We start from the raw sequence: 17,555 nt of genomic DNA, 5'->3' as shown, positions 1-17,555 counted from the left end.
TTGGTCATCCCTGACTGTTGTTCTCGTGGGTGTGGGCGAGCTCCGGGGCGTTCTCGGCGCTCCCGTGCCCCAGGGACCGTGCGATGGCCGCGCGCAGCACCGTACGGTCGTCGAAGGGGCGTACCACTCCGTGGATGTCCTGGCCCTGTTCGTGCCCCTTGCCGGCGATCAGCACGGTGTCGCCGGGCCGGGCGCGGGCGACCGCGGCGGCGACGGCGGCGGCCCGGTCGGCGTCGACGAGGACGTCACCGCGCTCGTGTGCGGGCACCTCGGCGGCGCCCGAGAGCATCGCGGCGAGGATGGCCAGGGGGTCCTCGGAGCGGGGGTTGTCGGAGGTCAGTACGGCGGTGTCGGCGAGGCGGGCCGCGGCGGCGCCCATCGGGCCGCGTTTCGTCGTGTCGCGGTCGCCACCGCAGCCGAGCACGATGTGCAGCTTGCCCTCGGTCACCTTGCGCAGCGAGCGCAGGACCGACTCGACGGCGTCGGTCTTGTGCGCGTAGTCGACGACCGCGAGGTACGGCTGGCCGGCGTCCACACGCTCCAGCCGGCCCGGGACGCCGGGGACAGCGGCGACGCCGTCGGCCGCGGTCTGGGGGTCGACGCCCGCGACGGCGAGGGTGACGATCGCGGCGAGGGTGTTGGCGACGTTGAACGGGCCGGGCAACGGGGCCCTGGCCGTGATCCGTTCGTCCTTGGGACCGACGGCCGTGAAGGCGGAGCCCAGCGGTCCGACCTCGACGTCCTCGGCGCGCCAGTCGGCGTCCGGGTGGCCCTCGGCGGAGAAGGTGACGACCGGGACGGTTGCCTCCGTGACCAGCCTGCGGCCGTACTCGTCGTCGAAGTTGACGACGCCCTGCCGGCTCCGCTGCGGGGTGAACAGCTTCGCCTTGGCCTGGAAGTAGTCCTCCATGCCGGAGTGGAACTCCATGTGCTCCGGGCTGAGGTTGTTGAAGACGGCAACGTCGAAGACGCAGCCGTCGACGCGGCCGAGTACCAGGGCGTGGCTGGAGACCTCCATGGTGAGCGCGTCGACGCCGCGCTCGCGCATGACGGCGAAAAGGGCCTGGAGATCGGTGGCTTCGGGGGTGGTGCGCTCGGACTTGATGCGCTCGTCGCCGATCCGGGTCTCGACGGTGCCGATCAGGCCGGTGCTGCGTCCGGCGCCACGGAAGCCGCCCTCGACCAGGTACGCGGTGGTGGTCTTCCCGGACGTCCCGGTGATCCCGATCTGGAGGAGGTCGGCGCCGGGCCGCCCATAGATCTCGGCGGCGAGTTCGCCCATCCGGCCGCGCGGGTTCTCGGTCACCAGCACCGGCAGCCCGGTCGCGGCGGCGCGCCCGGCGCCCGCCGGGTCGGTGAGAACCGCTGCCGCGCCGAGGCCGGCCGCCTGGGCGACGAAGTCGGCGCCGTGCAGCCGGGCGCCGGGCAGCGCCGCGTACACATCGCCGGGCCGTACCGTCCGCGAGTCGTGGGTGATGCCGGTGACCTCACCGGATCCCGGCGGCTCGACTCCCAGCCGGGCTGCCAGTTCACCGAGGGGGGTCGGCCGCAGCCGATCCGGGCGGGGCGCTCCCGGGTAGGTCACAGGGGCGTCCTTCGGGGTGGTTTGGGACTGTTCAGCGTGGGGCACGGCGGTGAGCGTACCGGGCGCACCCGGCGTCTCGCTAAGCGAGGGGGCAGGGTTACGGTGGTTCCCGTTCCGGTTCCCGGGTTCGGGGGTGATGGTTGTCACTGGCTGGTTTCCCCGAGTTCACTCGCCGGGATTGAAGGACACCGGCAGCCGGGCTGACTCGCTGCCGGACGGTGGGGTCTGGAGCGTCTTCAGCGCGAACTCCATGACCTGCTTGTAGATGGGACCGCAGATCTGACCGCCGAAGTAGCTTCCCTTGGTGGGGTTCTGGATCGCGCAGTAGACGGTGATCTGCGGGTCGTCGGCGGGCGCGAAGCCCGCGAAGGACGCGGTGTAGCCGTGGTAGCCGCCGCGGACCGGGTCGACCCGGTTGGCCGTGCCGGTCTTGCCCGCGACCCGGTATCCGGGGATGCGGGCCCTGGTGCCGGTGCCCTCCTCGTCACCGACCACCGACTCCAGCATGCCCGCGAGTGATTTCGCGGTCTTCTTGCTGATCACCCGGGTCTGTTCGGGGGCGGCAGCGGGGGTGAAGCGGCCGTCCGCGCCCTTGGTTGCGCGGATCAGGGTGGGCTGGACCCGGACGCCGCCGTTGGCGATCGTCGAGTAGACCGAGGCGGCCTGCATGGCGTTGAGCGAGAGTCCCTGGCCGAACGGGATCGTGTACTGCTGCGAGGTCGACCAGTCCTGCGGCTTGGCGAGGATGCCGGGGGTCTCGCCCGGGTAGTTCAGCCCGGTCGGGCGGCCGATGCCGAATTTGCGCAGATACGAGTAGAGGACCTTGTTGGCCTTCGGCTGGGTCCTGCCGAGCTGCCCGGTGGCCAGGATGGTGCCGATGTTGCTGGACTTAGCGAGTACGCCGTTGAGCGTCAGGTACCAGGTGGCGTGGTCGATGTCGTCCTTGAAGAGCCGGTCGCCACGGTGCAGCCGGTTGGGGACGGTGACATGGGTGCCGGGGGTGGCCACCCCCTCCTCCAGCACGGCGGCCATGGACATGACCTTGCTGGTGGAGCCCGGTTCGTACACGTCCTGCAGCGCCGCGTTGCCCAGCGACGCCGCGTCGGCCTGCGAGAGGTCGTTGGGGTCGAATCCCGGGGCGTTGGCCATGGCGAGGACCTCGCCGGTCTTCGCGTTCTGCACGATCACATAGCCGCGGTCCGCCCTGGACTTCTTCACCTGGTCCGAGATGGCCTTCTGCGCGGCCCACTGGATGTCCCGGTCGATGGTCAGCTCGATGTCGGAACCCGCGACCGCCGGGACCTCGCTGGTGCCCGCGGTGGGCACCCGGCGGCCGCCGGACTGGGCGTACTTGATCTTGCCGTCCTCGCCCGCGAGCTCCTTGTCCAGCTGTGACTCGAGGCCGCCCGCACCCTTGCCCTCGGCATTGACGTAACCCAGTATCCCGGCGGCGAGCCCGCCATTGGGGTAGACCCGCTTGGTGGTCGTCTCCTGGAAGACACCGGCCAGCACATTGGCCCCGGTGCCGCCGTTCGCCCTGTCCTTCTCCGCCTTCTCGGCGAAAACGGACTTGAGGTCCTTGATCTGCTTCCAGACCTGCGGGGTCTGGCGGCGGGCCAGCACCACGTACCGGCTCTTCGGCTTCGACAGCTTCTTCGTCAGCTCCTCTGCCTCGACGCCGAGGATGGGTGCGAGGAGGGCCGCGGCCTGCTCCGGTGCGTCCGGGGCCTTGCTGTCCTCGGGTGTGAACATCTTGGGGTCGGCGGTGATGTTGTACGCGTCGACGCTGGTGGCCAGGGCGATCCCGCTGCGGTCGGTGATCTCACCGCGCTCGGCGGCGACCGTGTACTCGAGGTAGCGGTTCTTGTCGGCCTTGGCCGCGTACGTACTGGCATCGACGGCCTGCACCTGCAGGAGCCGCACGACGAAGGCCAGCATGACGAGCGTCAGCGCCAGGCCGACCAGGCGGAGCCGGGGGCGCGGGTTGCCCAGCCGCAGCGGGCGCGCCGATCCCTTGCGCGGAGCGCGGCGACCCCTTGCGCGGGGCGCGGCTGCGGCGGACGACGGGCGGCGGGCGGCGGGCCGGGGGCGGCCGGAGCCGGCTGCGGCGCTGCGGGGACGCGCGGGGCCGGGGACCCGGCGGCGCGGTGGTTCCTTGGAGGGCACTGCGTCACCTGCCGGGGCTCGTCGAGGACTGGTTTGCCGGGGTACGCGGCTGCGCGGGCGGGGCTGCGAAGGAGCTGGGCTTCGTCGCGGGCGGGGCTGCCGAGGTGCTGGGCTTCGTCACGGGCGGCGCCGACGGCGAGCCGGTGACCGACGCTGCGGACGTGGGCGAGGCGGCGGGCGGCGGCGGAGCCGCCTGCTGGGTCTGCCGGGGGGCTGCGGGGGTCGGCGGGGCGGTGGCCTCGGAGGGAACACCGCGGACCGTGCCGTCGGGTTCGAGGAAGGCGGGGCTGCCGCCGGGCACCATGCCCAGTTCGCGGGCGCGGCGCTCCAGTGCGTCGGGCTTCGAGTACCCATCGACGTCGTGCTGGAGCGCCTGCTGCTCGTCGGTGAGCTCGGTGGTCCGCTTCTTCAGTTCGCTCAGCCTGAACGAACCTTCGTTGAGCGCGGAGTTCAGCAGCAGCAGAGTGATCAGTCCGCCGCCGAGGAGCAGCACGACCAGCAGGATGAAGGGCGTACGGGCCGCGTTGCTGGGCCCGGAGGGCATCAGCCGGGCGAGCCGCGCGGCCCGCCCCTTCAGCTGTCCGGCCGGTCCGCTCACCGCGCCACCTCGGGCTCTCCCGGTGCCGTGCCGGCCGGACCGGCCGCGCTCACCGCTCCTCCTCGCGGATCCGCTGGGCGCCGCGCAGCCGGGCGGGGGCGGCTCGCCGGTTCTCGGCGACCTCCTCCTCCGTGGGCAGTTCCGCGCCGCGGGTCAGCAGCTTGAGCCGGGGCTGGTAACGCTCGGGGACGACGGGCAGTCCGGGCGGCGCCGTGTTGGCGGCGCCCGCCGCAAACACCTGCTTGACCAGCCGGTCCTCCAGCGAGTGGTAGGAGAGAACGGCGATCCGGCCACCGACGGCGAGGGACTGCACCGCGGCCGGGATCGCCCGCTCCAGGACGGTGAGCTCGCCGTTGACCTCGATGCGCAGCGCCTGGAAGGTGCGCTTGGCCGGGTTGCCGCCGGTGCGCTTGGCGGCCTGCGGCAGCGAGTCCCGGATCAGTTCGACGAGCCGGGCGCTGTTGCTGAACGGCTCCTTCTCGCGCTCGCGCACGATCGCGGAGACGATCCGCTTGGCCTGCTTCTCCTCGCCGTACGCACGCAGGATCCGGACGAGCTCGCCGGGCGGGTAGGTGTTGAGCACCTCGGCCGCGCCGATGCCGGTCGTCTGGTCCATCCGCATGTCGAGCGGGGCGTCCTGGGCGTACGCGAATCCGCGGTCGGCCTCGTCCAGCTGCATGGAGGAGACACCGAGATCGAACAGGATGCCCTGGACCTTGGGGATGCCGAGCCGGGCGAGCACCTCGGGCAGTTCGTCGTAGACGGCGTGCACCAGTGTGGCCCGGTCGCCGTACGGGGCGAGCCGCTCGCCGGAGAGCCGCAGTGCTTCCTTGTCCCGGTCCAGCGCGATCAGCCGGGCGGACGGGAAGGCGGCGAGCAGCGCCTCGCTGTGGCCGCCGAGGCCGAGGGTGCAGTCGACGACCACGGGCTGCTGCGGGCCCGGCGCTTCCAGAGCCGGGGCCAACAGGTCCAGGCATCGCTGGAGCATCACCGGGACGTGTCGGGTCTGGCTCATGCGCCCTCTCAGGCTCAGGTCCCGTGTGGCTGCACGTACGGCCTGGTCCCCGCCCGCTCGGAAGGGGAGGTCCACCGGCGCCGGGGAAGTGGCGTCAGCCGACCGGCGAGCGGGAGAGGGCCGGGCCGTACGTACGCCGCGCACACAGGGGAAATCTTCGGAATGTGCAGGGTGTCGGTAACTTGCCGGTCACTTTAGTCCACCCTGCCATTCGATCGATTCCCGATCAATCAACGGGGCAGCGCGTCGCCCCGTCCTCTCCGTCACCCGGTCGAGCGATTCGTTGTGAGGCTTGTGGGTTACCTCACAACAAGCCTCGTTGACGTTCTTTGTCCGCTCTCACAGCACGCCGGAGCGAACTGTGCGAGCTAACGTCGTATCCATGTCGACTCCCCCGCACCCCCACGCCGAGCTCTCCGCATCCGCTGCCGGTCAGGCCCGTACCGTCGGGACCGTCACCGACCGCCTGGTCGAGGCGAACATCCGTTACGCGGCCGAGTTCGACGACCCCGGCATGGACGCGCGGCCGGTGCTGCAGGTCGCCGTGGTCGCCTGCATGGACGCCCGGCTCGACCTGCACGACGCGCTCGGCCTGGCGCTCGGCGACTGCCACACCATCCGCAACGCGGGCGGCGTGGTCACCGACGACGTGATCCGCTCACTCACCATCAGCCAGCGAGCCCTCGGCACCCGCAGCGTCATACTCATCCACCACACCAACTGCGGCCTCGAATCGATCACCGAGGAGTTCCGGCAGGAGCTGGAGGTGGAGGTCGGCCAGCGCCCGGTCTGGGCCGTCGAGGCGTACAAGGACGCGGATCAGGACGTACGGCAGTCCATGCAGCGCGTCCGCACCTCGCCGTTCCTGCTGCACACCGACGACGTCCGCGGCTTCGTCTTCGACGTGACCAGCGGCTTGCTCCGCGAGATCCTTCCCGTCGCCTGACCCTGATTGCACGTCCGGCGGGTACCGAAAAGGGCCCGGGCCCTGACATTTCGCATCCACTTGTCCACAGGCGAGTGACACGAAGCGGTAACGGCAACAAGAATGCGGGTGTGACACCCCACCGGACCTGTCCGGAGGGTGTCCGTACATCGGGGTGGGCCGGGCCGACTACAGCGCATCGGCCCGTGAATGGGGTATCCCCTGCTCCTTGAGAGCGCGGGGCAGGGCCGAGGAGGGCCGGGTGACGACCTATGACGATCGAGCGAGCCTCACAGATCTGACCGCCACAGCGGAGCGGGTGCGCAGGTCGGTGGAGAGTGTGATCGAAGGCAAGCCTGAGGTCGTACGGCTTTCGCTGGCCGTGCTGCTCGCGGAGGGGCATCTCCTCATCGAGGACGTCCCCGGGGTCGGCAAGACGATGCTGGCCAAGGCGCTCGCGCGGTCGATCGACTGCTCGGTGCGGCGCATCCAGTTCACGCCGGACCTGCTGCCTTCGGACATCACCGGCGTGTCGATCTTCGACCAGCAGCGGCGCGACTTCGAATTCAAGCCGGGCGCGATCTTCGCCCAGATCGTGATCGGCGACGAGATCAACCGCGCCTCGCCGAAGACCCAGTCCGCTCTGCTGGAGTCGATGGAGGAGCGCCAGGTCACCATCGACGGGCACAGTTACGAACTGCCGGACCCGTTCATGGTGGTGGCCACCCAGAACCCGGTCGAGATGGAGGGCACCTATCCGCTGCCCGAGGCCCAGCGCGACCGGTTCATGGCCCGGGTGTCGATCGGCTACCCCAGCGCGGAGGCCGAACTGCAGATGCTCAATGTGCACGGCGGGATCTCGCCGCTCGACGATCTGCAGCCGGTGGCGCACGCCCACGACATCGTGAAGCTGATCGAGGCCGTGCGGACGGTCCATGTGGCCGAGTCGGTGCGGCGGTACGCGGTGGAGCTGGTCGGCGCGACCCGCAGCCACCCGGATCTCAGACTCGGCGCCTCGCCGCGCGCCACTCTGCATCTGCTGCGAGCCGCCAAGGCGTCCGCGGCGCTGACCGGGCGGGACTACTGTCTGCCGGACGATGTGCAGGCGCTGGCCGTCCCGGTCCTCGCGCACCGATTGCTGCCGACCGCGCAGGCCCAGCTGAACCGCCGCACCGCGGAGCAGGTCGTGCTGGACATCATCCAGCAGACGCCGGTGCCGACCGCGGCCGGCGGTACGTCGGTCCCGGCGCCGCAGCACCCGCCGGGACGGCCGGTGTACGGCCGGCAGCAGCCGCCCGGCGCACGGCGGGCGTGATGGCAGCCGGGGGGTCCGCCTCGATGGAGGACGGCGACGGCAAAGGCGGTCTGCGGGCCGCGCTGGGCGGGCTGACCACGCGTGGGCGGTCCTTCCTCGCTGCCGGAATCGCGGCCGCGATCTGCGCGTATGTGCTGGGCCAGGGTGATCTGCTGCGTGTCGGGCTGCTCCTCACCGTGCTCCCGCTGGTCTGTGTGACGGTGCTCCTCCGCACCCGCTACCGGGTCGCGGGCACCCGGCGGCTCTCCCCGTCCCGAGTGCCCGCGGGCACCGAGGCACGGGTGCATCTGCGGATGGAGAACGTGTCCCGGCTGCCCACCGGGCTGCTGATGCTGCAGGACCGGGTGCCCTATGTGCTCGGGCCGCGCCCCCGGTTCGTCCTGGACCGGGTGGAGGCGGGCGGCCGGCGCGAGGTGTCCTACCGGGTCCGGTCGGATCTGCGCGGGCGGTATCCGCTCGGGCCGCTGCAGCTGCGGCTGAGCGATCCGTTCGGGATGTGCGAGCTGACCCGTTCGTTCAGTGCGTACGACACCCTGGTCGTCGTCCCGCGGACCCAGCCGCTGCCGCCGGTGCGGCTGTCGGGCGAGGCGTCCGGGTACGGCGAGGGGCGGCAGCGCTCACTCGCCCTGGCCGGTGAGGACGACGTGATTCCGCGCGGCTACCGGCACGGCGACGACCTGCGCCGGGTCCATTGGCGCTCCACCGCGCGCTACGGCGAGCTGATGGTGCGCCGCGAGGAGCAGCCCCAGCGTGCCAGGTGCACGGTGCTGCTGGACACCCGGCGGATCGCCTATCAGGGGACCGGGCCCGACTCGCCCTTCGAGTGGGCGGTGTCGGGGGCGGCGTCCGCGCTGGTGCACATGCTGGAGCGGGGCTTCGCGGTGCGGCTGCTGACCGACGACGGCAGTTCGGTGCCGGGTGAGGGCGAGGGCGGCTTCGCCGGATCGACCCAGGAGTCCGCCGACTCCGCGGGACTGATGATGGACACCCTCGCGGTTGTCGACCACTCCGACGGAGGCGGTCTGTCGCGCGCGTACGACGTACTGCGCGGCGGCAACGAAGGGCTGCTGGTCGCGTTCCTCGGCGATCTGGACGACGAGCAGACGGCGGTGGCCGCCCGAATGCGGCAGCGCAGCGGCGGCGCCGTCGCGTTCGTCCTGGACAGTACGGCCTGGATGCACGGCAGCGCGTCCGACGCGGAGCTCACGGTGTCCGAGGAGCGCCTGCGACTGCTGCGCGAGTCGGGCTGGTCAGCGGTCGCGGTGGGGCCGGGGGCGGATCTCGCCCGGCTGTGGCAGCAGGCGGGGCAGCAGAGCTCCGTGACGCAGTCCGCGCTGTCGGGCGGCGCACCGGGCGGCACGACAGGTTTCACCGGTGGATGGTCATGAGGGGATGGTTATGAGCGGTCGCGGTCGGCTGGCGCTGTGCGCCTTTGCGGCGACGCTGTTGGCGGCGGGTTCGATGCTGCCGCTGGTCGACCCGGCCGGATGGATCCTGCAGGCCGCGGTCCTGCTGGCGATCCAGAGCGGGGTGGGCGCGCTCGCCCGCCGGGTGCCGCTGCCGCGGCTGCTGATCGTCACGGCACAGTTCCTGGTCACCCTGGTGCTGCTGACCGCGGTGTTCGCACGGGAGCAGGCCGTGGCCGGCTTCCTGCCGGGCCCCGAGGCCGTACGGCACCTGGCGGACCTGCTGCGGGCGGGCGCGGACGACGTGGGGCAGTACGCCATCCCGGCGCCCGCGACGGCGGGCATCCGGCTGATGCTGGTCGGCGGTGTACTGCTGATCGGTCTGGCCGTGGACACCCTCGCGGTGACGTTCCGCAGCGCGGCCCCGGCCGGGCTGCCGCTCCTGGCGCTCTACTCGGTCGCCGCGGGACTGTCCGGCGGCGGCGGCGCGGGCTGGCTCTGGTTCCTGCTCGCCGCCTGCGGCTATCTGCTGCTCCTGCTGGCCGAGGGCCGGGACCGGATCTCCCAGTGGGGGCGGGTCTTCGGCGGCGCGGGACGGTCACCGAGCGGTGGGGCGGCCGGCCTCGACGTGTCGGGCGGCCGGGCGCTCGCCCCGGTCCGCACCGGACGGCGGATCGGTGCGCTGGCGCTGGGCATCGCGCTGGCCGTACCGGCAGCCCTGCCCGCTCTCGACGGCGGGTTCCTCGCGGGGACCGGCAGCGGGAACGGCAAGGGCGGTGGCGGCGGCACGATCTCCGCGGTGAACCCGCTGGTCTCGCTGCAGAACAATCTGAACCAGCCCGAGAACCGGGAGGTGATGTCGTACCGCACCAATTCCCGGAACCCGCAGGACTTCTATCTGCGGATCCTGGCCCTGGACCAGTTCAACGGGAGCGATTGGCGGGCCTCCCGGCGCAGCCTGAAGGACGTGCCGAAGCGGATCCCGGGGCCGGACGGCCTGAGTCCGGATGTCGCTGTCACGGAGATCCGGTCGAACATCTCCTCCTCCCGCTCCTACCAGCAGAGCTATCTGCCGCTCCCCTACCCCGCGACCGAGGTGAGAATCGGCGGTCGCTGGCGGTACGAACCCGCGGGACGCACCCTCGTCGGCGACCGCGGCCAGACGACCAGCGGTGCGCGTTACGAGGTGTCGAGTCTGGTCGTGCAGCCGACCGCGGACCAGCTCGCCGCGGCTCCCGACGCGCCCTCCGAGGTGCTGCGGGAGTACACCAAGGTGCCGGGCTCGCTGCCGGAGGTGGTCAAGAAGACGGCGGACCGGCTGACGAAGGGCGCCGCCAACAACTACGAGCGAGCGGTGAAGCTGCAGAACTACTTCGCCTCGGAGGGCGGCTTCAGCTACGACACCACGGTGACCTCCGGCACCGGCTCGGCCGCGATCGGCCGGTTCCTCAAGGACAAGAGGGGCTTCTGCGTCCACTTCTCGTTCACGATGGCCGCGATGGCGCGGACGCTGGGCATTCCGGCCCGCGTCGCGGTGGGCTTCACTCCCGGCACCGTGAAGTCGAGCGGTGCGGTGTCGGTGGGGCTGCGCGATGCGCACGCCTGGCCCGAGCTGTATTTCGAGGGCGTCGGATGGACCCGGTTCGAGCCGACCCCGACGCGTGGCAACGCGCCCGGCTATACGCGGCCGGACGCCCCGGCGGGCGGCGCAGCCGACCCGAGCCTGCCGGAGCGGGGCGCCTCGGCGGCGCCGTCCGCCGCACCCTCCGCCTCGGAGACCTGCGCGGCGCAGCTGCGCAAGCTGGGCGATTGCGGCAACGCGGTGGCGCCGGCCGCCGCGGGTCCGACGGACTCGGGGACCCCGACGAGCACCGTTGTCTGGGTGGCTTTGGCCGCGCTGGTGGTCGTCACGCTGCCGTTGCTGCCGATGCTGTGGCGGGTACGGGTGCGTAAGCGGAGGCTGGCGTCGTCCGCCGGGCGCACGCCGGCCGATGTGACGGCCAGAACGCTGGCGGCCTGGCTGGAGATCAACGATTCGGCGTGGGACCACGGCGTCGAGCCGGACGACTCACAGACCCCGCGGAAGACGGCGGCCCGGGTGGTCCGGCTGGGGCGGCTCGACACGGAGGCGGCGGCCGCGGTGCACCGGGTGGCGGGGGCGGTGGAGCAGGTGCTCTACGCCCCGCAGCCCCGGGCGGGCGCCGGGTTCGCCGAGGACGTGGAGACGGTACGGAACAGCTTGCGGATCTCCGCCGACCGCTTCACCCGGATCCGGGCGGTCGTGGCACCGCGCTCGGCCATTCGGGTGATGGACGCGCTCTCGGAACGCCGATCGGCTTTCACCGGCAGGTGGGCTGCGCGGTGGGGCGGTTGGCCGCGGTGGCCGTCCCGGCAGCAGAGCTGAGGCATGGCGCGCGGCCTCCGACTGCGCCGTGTCCTGGAGCCCCCCATAGCCTCAAGGGCCTCAAGGGCCTCAAGGTCATGAGGGGGATCCCTTCGACGGGCTTGATTGCGCAAGCCCGTCCGGCGGCCGCGGGCCGTCCGGCGTTCGAGGACACCCCGTGAGCGGTCACAGCACCGGTGCGGACATGGGTGAGGGGGCGGCCGCATTTCTGCGGCCGCCCCCTCACCCATCGGTTTTCCGAAGCGTTACTGACCCTGCTCGTCGCGGCGTCGCTGCCACCGCTGCTCGATCCGGTTCATCACCGTTCGGCGTTGCTTGGGCTGTCGGCGCTCGCTCCCGCCGCCGGCTGCCTGGTGCTCGCCGGGCTTGGGCGCCTTGCGCCAACCTGTGACCGCAAGGACCGCGCAGCCCAGCATGACGAGGAATCCCACCACGCTGATCCAGATCTGCTGGGCGACCATTCCGGCCATGAGGAGCGCGATACCCACCACGAAGCCTGCGACCGCCTGGTAGACCCGTCGTCGGGTGTACGTACGCAGCCCGCTTCCCTCGAGCGCTGTCGCGAACTTGGGATCTTCGGCGTACAGCGCTCGCTCCATCTGCTCGAGCATTCGCTGCTCGTGCTCCGAGAGCGGCACGGAGTCCTCCTCGTCGTCGGCCGCGGGGGGCGGCCGGTATGCGGCCCTTCCAGGATAGGCAGGGAATCACCCCCGTGAAACCCGCCCGCATCGCCAATCAGCCAGTCCGGGCCGCCACGACGGCTCAGCTGCTGAGGCGTAGATTCCCCAACCTCCGATCCGTCATGCCGGATGGTGTCCCCCGATCATACGTGGCGCGGCCCCCGATCGGGCGTCCTGGGGCGTACTCCGTCTGCAGCTGCGTTGCTGATCAGCCGCGCTGCGGCCGCCCCTCAGCGCCCTTGGTGCCCAGAACGTGCAGCTGGGTCGCGACCGAGTGGAAGGCCGGCAGTTCCGCGACGGCGCTCTCCAGCTTGAGCAGTGCATCCATCGCACCGGGTTCGGTGTCCACCAGGACGCCCGGTACGAGGTCGGCGAAGACCCGTACACCGTGGACCGCGCCGACCTCGACGCCCGCTGCGGAGACCAGCTCGGTGAGCTGCTCCGCGGTGTACCGCCGGGGCACCGGGTCACCCTCGCCCCAGCGGCCCGCCGGGTCGGTGAGCGCCCGCCGTGCCTCGGTGAAGTGCCCGGCGAGCGCCCGGGCCAGGACGGCGCCGCCGAGTCCGGCGGCGAGCAGGCTGAGTTCACCGGACGGGCGGAGTGCGTCGACCGCGCTCCGTACGCCCTCGGCGGGGTCGTCGACGTACTCCAGGACTCCGTGGCAGAGCACCGCGTCGTACCCACCGCGCTCGACCACCTCGAACAGACCGAGGATGTCGCCCTGGACGCCGCGGACACGGTCGGCGACCCCGGCCTCGGCGGCGCGGCGCTCCAGCGCGAAGAGCGCGTTGGGGCTGGGGTCGACGACGGTGACCTTGTGGCCGAGCCGGGCGACCGGCACCGCGAAGTTGCCGGTGCCGCCGCCGGTGTCCAGGACGTCCAGGGCGTCCCGGCCGGTCACCTTGACCTGGCGGTCGAGGGCGTCCTTCAGGACCTCCCAGACCACGGCGGTACGGAGGGAGGCGCGGGGGCGCAGCTGGTCCGACACGGCAGATGACTCCTCGGCACGGTGCCGCCGCTGACGGCGGAGCGTGAACAGTGCAGGTGATGCAGGTGCTGTCCACCCTATTGCCTCGGGCCACCGCCGCCGTCATCCCGCGTCGGGCCGCTCCTTCCGGGCCTGTGGGAGTGTCGGCCGGAGCACCAGCAGCCGCTCGACGAGGCGCAGGAACATGGCTGCGTCGCGCAGCAGATCGTCGGCGTCACGGCTGCTGGCCGCCCCCGGTATACCCGCTTCCGCGCGGGCCCGGCGGCGGGCCCCGGAGGCGAACAGGGCGCTCCATTCGGTGAGCTCCGGGGCGATCTCCGGGAGGACCTCCCAGGCGCTGCGGATCCTTTCCCGCCGCCGCCTGGTGGTCTCGGGCCGCCCCCGTGCGGCGAGCACGGCGGCAGCAGTGCGCAGGGCGGCGAGGTGGGCGGTGGCATAGCGCTCGTTCGGCACGGTGAGCACGGCGGCCTCGTCGAGGCCGATACGGGCCTGAGCGAGCAGATCGAGGGCTGCGGGCGGCGCCGTGGCGCGGCGCAGCACGGGGTGGACGTCGTTCGCCGGACCGCTCGATGGAGAGAACGGGGCGGGGCCGGTCGGTGAGGGGGCAGGGCCGCCTGCGCGGCGCCGAGAGGCGGCTGCTGCGGACGAGTTGGCCATGACGAACCTCCTGTCGTCGTGTGACGGCTCCGTGGCCGTATGTATCCATCGTGAGGGGCACCTCTGACAATCGGCCCCGATCAGCCCCTGACCTGCACTTTTGCTTCGATCGCGAGTTCGGGCTATTTTTTTTGCACTGACTGGTCAGTCTAAAAAAGGAGAGTCTGTGGACAGCCCGCACGGGGCAGCTGTCACCGCCGAGGACTTCGGGCTCAAAGGACCGCGCGGCTGGGCCTTCCGGAGCGTGCGGATCGACGCCGGGCCCGGCGCACTGGTCGCGATCGAGGGCCCGTCCGGCTCCGGCCGCACCTGTCTGCTGCTCGCCCTCACCGGCCGGATGCGTCCCTCCGAGGGCCGTGCGGAGATCGGCGGTCTGGGCCTGCCGCGCCAGATGGCCGCCGTACGCAGGATCAGCGCCCTCGGCCCGGTCCCCGGGGTCAGCGAGCTCGACCCGGCCCTCACCGTCTCCGAGCACCTGCGCGAGCGGGCCCTCCTGCAGCGCCGCTTCGACGGCTCGCTGCGTGCCCTGCTCCGCCCGCGCGCCGAGCGCGCCGCCACGGCCCGGGCCCGGATCGACGCCGCGCTGGACGCCGCCGGACTCGACCTCACGACCCTGCCCAAGGCCGAGCGGACCTCCGTACGCGATCTGGAACGGCTGGAGGCGCTGCGGCTGTCCGTCGCCCTCGCGCTGATCGGCCACCCGCGGCTGCTCGCCGTGGACGACACCGATCTCAAGCTCTCCGACGCCGAACGCGCCGAGGCCTGGGAGATGCTGCGCTCCGTCGCCGCCGGCGGGACGACCGTGATCGCCGTCTGCAGCCAGGCCCCCGAGGGTGCGCTCACCGTGCGTACGGACAGCGCCGGGGCCACGGACACCACCGACACCGCAGAGACCACCGACGCCCCTGAGGCGACGGCGACCGAGGAGGGGACGGCCGATGCGATCGCCGAGACTGGCCGCGCTTGAGCTGAAGCGTTTCGGCAGGGGGAAGCTGCCCCGCGCCGCACTCGTCGCGCTCGTGCTGCTGCCCCTGCTCTACGGCGCCCTGTACCTGTGGTCCTTCTGGGACCCGTACAGCCGCCTCGACAAGATCCCCGTCGCGCTGGTCAACAACGACAAGGGCGCCACCGCGGCCGGCAAGCGCGTCGAGGCGGGTGACGAGATCACCGCCGAGCTGCTCGACTCCAAGGTCTTCGAGTGGCACGAGGTGAGCTCCGCCGAGGCCGGCCGGGGCGTCGAGGACGGTACGTACTACCTCTCGCTGACCATGCCGTCGGATTTCAGCAAGCGGATCGCGTCCAGTTCGGGTGACTCCCCCGAGACCGGTGCTCTCCAGGTCCGGACGAACGACGCCAACAACTACATCGTCGGGCAGATCTCCCGGACGGTGTTCTCCGAGGTCCGCACCGCCGCCTCGACCAACGCCTCGCGTGGCTTCCTGGACCGGATCTTCATCTCCTTCTCCGACCTCCACGACGCGACGGCCGAGGCGGCCAAGGGCGCCGACGATCTGAAGGGCGGGATCGGCAAGGCCAAGAAGGGCTCGAAGGACCTCGCGGACGGGCTGAAGGACGCCAAGGCGGGCAGCGGGCGCCTGGAGAGCGGGATCGTCAAGCTGAACAAGGGCGCGGGAGACCTCGAAACCGGCTCCCGGCAGGTCGCCGACGGCACCCAGCTCCTCGCCGACAAGGTCAACGGCGTGGCTGCCGACGTCCGCCCGTTTCTGAAGGACAACGGCAAGTCGATCGGTGACACCGCCCTGCTGGTCGCCGATTCCTCGCAGACCGTACGGGACAACCTCGACGTGCTGGTGAAGGCGGCGCCCACCGCGGCGACCGCCGCCCACCAGGCCTCCGACGATCTGGCCGACGTCTACCGCACCCGCTGCACGGAGCAGCTGTCCCCCGATCCCACCGTCTGTCCCCCGCTGAAGCGCGCCACGACCGCGGCCGCCGATGTCGCGAAGGTCGCCGACGATGTGAACGTCCTGGTGAAGGACCAGAACGGGGACCTGAAGAAGCTGCGCGGGCAGCTCACCACTCTGCAGAAGCAGGCCGACGCCCTCGCCGAGCGCTCCCCGCACCTGGACGAGGACCTGAAGTCCGCCGTCGCGAAGATCAACGCGCTCAACACCGGCGCCCACAAGGTCGCCAGGGGCGCGGACGAACTGCACACGGGTCTCGCCACGGCCAAGACCGGATCCGCCGATCTGAACACCGCCGTCGGCAGGCTGAAGACGGGCGCAACCGACCTGGACGGCGGGCTGATCCGGCTGAACGACGGTTCCGCCACGCTCGCCCAGGGGCTGAACGACGGCGTCGGCAAGATCCCGGACTACGACAAGCAGGACCGCGACCGGCGCACCGACGTCATGGCCGATCCGGTCAAGCTCGCCTCCCAGTCGCTGCACCGGGCCCCCAACTACGGCACCGGATTCGCGCCCTACTTCATTCCGCTCTCCCTCTGGGTCGGCGCGATGGTGGCGTACATGCTGATCCAGCCGCTCAACCGGCGGGCGCTCGCCGCGGGGGCCTCCGCCTGGCGTATTGCCTTCGCCGGGTGGCTGCCGGTGGCCGCGATCGGTCTGCTGCAGGTGGCCGCCCTGATGTCCGTACTGCACTGGGGGCTGGGGCTGCAGACGGCCCATGCCGCCGGGACGATCGGCTTCCTCACGCTCGTGACCTGCTGCTTCGGTGCGATCGTGCAGTGGCTGAACGCCCGGTTCGGTGCGGCGGGGCGGATCCTCGTGCTCGCGGTGCTGATGCTGCAGCTGACCTCGGCCGGGGGCACGTACCCCGTCCAGACCAGTCCCGGCTTCTTCGGTGCGATCCACCCGTACCTGCCGATGAGTTACATCGTCGAGAGCCTGCGCCGGCTGATCACGGGCGGCGGGCTGGGCCCGGTCTGGCAGGGCTGCGCGGTGCTGCTGGCGTTCACTGCGGGGGCGCTGGCCCTGACCGCGCTATCCGCCCGGCGCAAGCAGGTGTGGACGCTGGACCGGCTGCATCCGGAACTGAGCCTGTGAGCGCGCCCGGACCTGTGAGAATCAAGCGCATGGAAAGCAGTAGCAGCACGCGCCGCCAGGCCACCCGGCAGAAGCTCTACGAGGCGGCCGTCACTCTCATCGCCGAGCAGGGCTTCTCGGCGACCACGGTCGACGAGATCGCCGAGCGCGCCGGGGTCGCCAAGGGCACGGTCTACTACAACTTCAAGAGCAAGACCGAGCTCTTCGAGGAACTGCTGCGGCACGGCGTCGGGCTGCTGACCGCTTCGCTGCGGTCCGCGGCCGAGGAGACGGCGGAGCGCGGCGGTACCCGGGTCGAGGCCCTGGACGCGATGATCAGGGCCGGTCTGGCCTTCATCGACCGCTATCCGGCCTTCACCCAGCTGTACGTCGCCGAGTTGTGGCGCACCAACCGCGCCTGGCAGGCGACCCTCCTGGTGGTACGTCAGGAGGCGGTCGCCGTGATCGAGGACGTGCTGCGCGAGGGCGTCGGCAACGGTGAGCTCAGCCAGGAGATCGACATCCCGCTGACGGCGGCCGCGCTGGTCGGCATGGTCCTGGTGGCGGCCCTGGACTGGAAGGCGTTCCAGCCGGAGCGGCCCATAGACGATGTGCACTCGGCACTGTCGCTGCTGCTGCACGGCCGGGTCAGCGGGCGCTGACCCACCCTCCCCGGGGTGACGTCCGCACACGCGGAAGCGCCGGTCGGGCGAGGCTCGATCCCCCGAGCCTCGCCCGGCCTTGGGCTTTCCCGCGGCCATGCCGGTCACGACCTGGGTCCCGATGATGATGTTCCCGGTCCTGTTCGGTC

General features: G+C 71.6%; 14 protein-coding genes. 7 read left to right on the top strand and 7 right to left on the bottom strand.

Annotated elements, in window-relative coordinates; genetic code table 11:
- Positions 1–4: 4 nt before the first annotated feature.
- From ACWD6R_RS33080 to rsmH, 4 genes are read right to left on the bottom strand one after another with little or no spacing between them, the layout of a single operon-like run.
- The gene (locus tag ACWD6R_RS33080; RefSeq protein ID WP_451822087.1) at positions 5–1,732 is read right to left on the bottom strand and encodes a UDP-N-acetylmuramoyl-L-alanyl-D-glutamate--2,6-diaminopimelate ligase; all 1,728 of its coding nucleotides are present in this window, start codon (positions 1,730–1,732) and stop codon (positions 5–7) included.
- A gap of 18 nt (positions 1,733–1,750) precedes the next feature.
- Positions 1,751–3,751: a peptidoglycan D,D-transpeptidase FtsI family protein gene (locus tag ACWD6R_RS33075; RefSeq protein WP_451822086.1), complete on the bottom strand. Its 2,001-nt coding sequence runs from the start codon at positions 3,749–3,751 to the stop codon at positions 1,751–1,753.
- A 4-nt stretch (positions 3,752–3,755) separates the two neighbouring features.
- Positions 3,756–4,349: an FtsB family cell division protein gene (locus tag ACWD6R_RS33070; RefSeq protein WP_451822085.1), complete on the bottom strand. Its 594-nt coding sequence runs from the start codon at positions 4,347–4,349 to the stop codon at positions 3,756–3,758.
- 49 nt (positions 4,350–4,398) lie between these two features.
- Positions 4,399–5,364, bottom strand: a complete 966-nt coding sequence (gene rsmH, locus ACWD6R_RS33065) for a 16S rRNA (cytosine(1402)-N(4))-methyltransferase RsmH (protein WP_266986643.1) — start codon at positions 5,362–5,364, stop codon at positions 4,399–4,401.
- A 382-nt stretch (positions 5,365–5,746) separates the two neighbouring features.
- Here rsmH and ACWD6R_RS33060 point away from each other — a divergent pair, with 382 nt between their 5' ends.
- The 4 genes from ACWD6R_RS33060 to ACWD6R_RS33045 all read left to right on the top strand — a co-directional run bounded on the left by ACWD6R_RS33060 (position 5,747) and on the right by ACWD6R_RS33045 (position 11,414).
- On the top strand, positions 5,747–6,310 hold the full coding sequence (locus ACWD6R_RS33060) for a beta-class carbonic anhydrase (protein ID WP_451822084.1): 564 nt from the start codon (positions 5,747–5,749) through the stop codon (positions 6,308–6,310).
- A 241-nt stretch (positions 6,311–6,551) separates the two neighbouring features.
- Positions 6,552–7,604, top strand: a complete 1,053-nt coding sequence (locus ACWD6R_RS33055) for an AAA family ATPase (RefSeq protein ID WP_451822083.1) — start codon at positions 6,552–6,554, stop codon at positions 7,602–7,604.
- Positions 7,604–8,992, top strand: coding sequence for a DUF58 domain-containing protein (locus ACWD6R_RS33050; RefSeq protein WP_451822082.1), 1,389 nt, complete (start codon positions 7,604–7,606; stop codon positions 8,990–8,992). The genes ACWD6R_RS33055 and ACWD6R_RS33050 overlap by 1 nt, the downstream gene beginning before the upstream one ends.
- Positions 8,993–9,002: 10 nt before the next feature.
- Positions 9,003–11,414, top strand: coding sequence for a transglutaminase TgpA family protein (locus tag ACWD6R_RS33045; protein ID WP_451822081.1), 2,412 nt, complete (start codon positions 9,003–9,005; stop codon positions 11,412–11,414).
- A gap of 245 nt (positions 11,415–11,659) precedes the next feature.
- On the opposite strand, the gene ACWD6R_RS33040 is transcribed toward ACWD6R_RS33045, so the two are convergent.
- The 3 genes from ACWD6R_RS33040 to ACWD6R_RS33030 form a co-directional block, all read right to left on the bottom strand.
- Positions 11,660–12,052 carry a DUF3040 domain-containing protein gene (locus tag ACWD6R_RS33040; RefSeq protein WP_451822080.1) on the bottom strand — a complete coding sequence of 131 codons (393 nt, stop codon included), beginning with the start codon at positions 12,050–12,052 and terminating at the stop codon, positions 11,660–11,662.
- A 250-nt stretch (positions 12,053–12,302) separates the two neighbouring features.
- Positions 12,303–13,082 carry a class I SAM-dependent methyltransferase gene (locus tag ACWD6R_RS33035; protein ID WP_451822079.1) on the bottom strand — a complete coding sequence of 260 codons (780 nt, stop codon included), beginning with the start codon at positions 13,080–13,082 and terminating at the stop codon, positions 12,303–12,305.
- A gap of 102 nt (positions 13,083–13,184) precedes the next feature.
- The gene (locus ACWD6R_RS33030; protein ID WP_451822078.1) at positions 13,185–13,739 is read right to left on the bottom strand and encodes an SAV_6107 family HEPN domain-containing protein; all 555 of its coding nucleotides are present in this window, start codon (positions 13,737–13,739) and stop codon (positions 13,185–13,187) included.
- A gap of 166 nt (positions 13,740–13,905) precedes the next feature.
- Between ACWD6R_RS33030 and ACWD6R_RS33025 the strand changes: the two genes are divergently transcribed.
- From ACWD6R_RS33025 to ACWD6R_RS33015, 3 genes are read left to right on the top strand one after another with little or no spacing between them, the layout of a single operon-like run.
- On the top strand, positions 13,906–14,706 hold the full coding sequence (locus ACWD6R_RS33025; RefSeq protein ID WP_451822077.1) for an ATP-binding cassette domain-containing protein: 801 nt from the start codon (positions 13,906–13,908) through the stop codon (positions 14,704–14,706).
- Positions 14,678–16,765, top strand: a complete 2,088-nt coding sequence (locus ACWD6R_RS33020; RefSeq protein ID WP_451822076.1) for a YhgE/Pip family protein — start codon at positions 14,678–14,680, stop codon at positions 16,763–16,765. The genes ACWD6R_RS33025 and ACWD6R_RS33020 overlap by 29 nt, the downstream gene beginning before the upstream one ends.
- Positions 16,766–16,794: 29 nt before the next feature.
- A complete protein-coding gene (locus ACWD6R_RS33015) occupies positions 16,795–17,406 on the top strand; it encodes a TetR/AcrR family transcriptional regulator (protein ID WP_451822075.1) in 612 nt (203 codons plus the stop codon).
- The last annotated feature ends 149 nt before the right edge of the window (positions 17,407–17,555 follow it).

The organism is Streptomyces sp. NPDC005151 (assembly GCF_053599875.1).
This window is presented reverse-complemented; position numbering and strand designations above follow the sequence as displayed.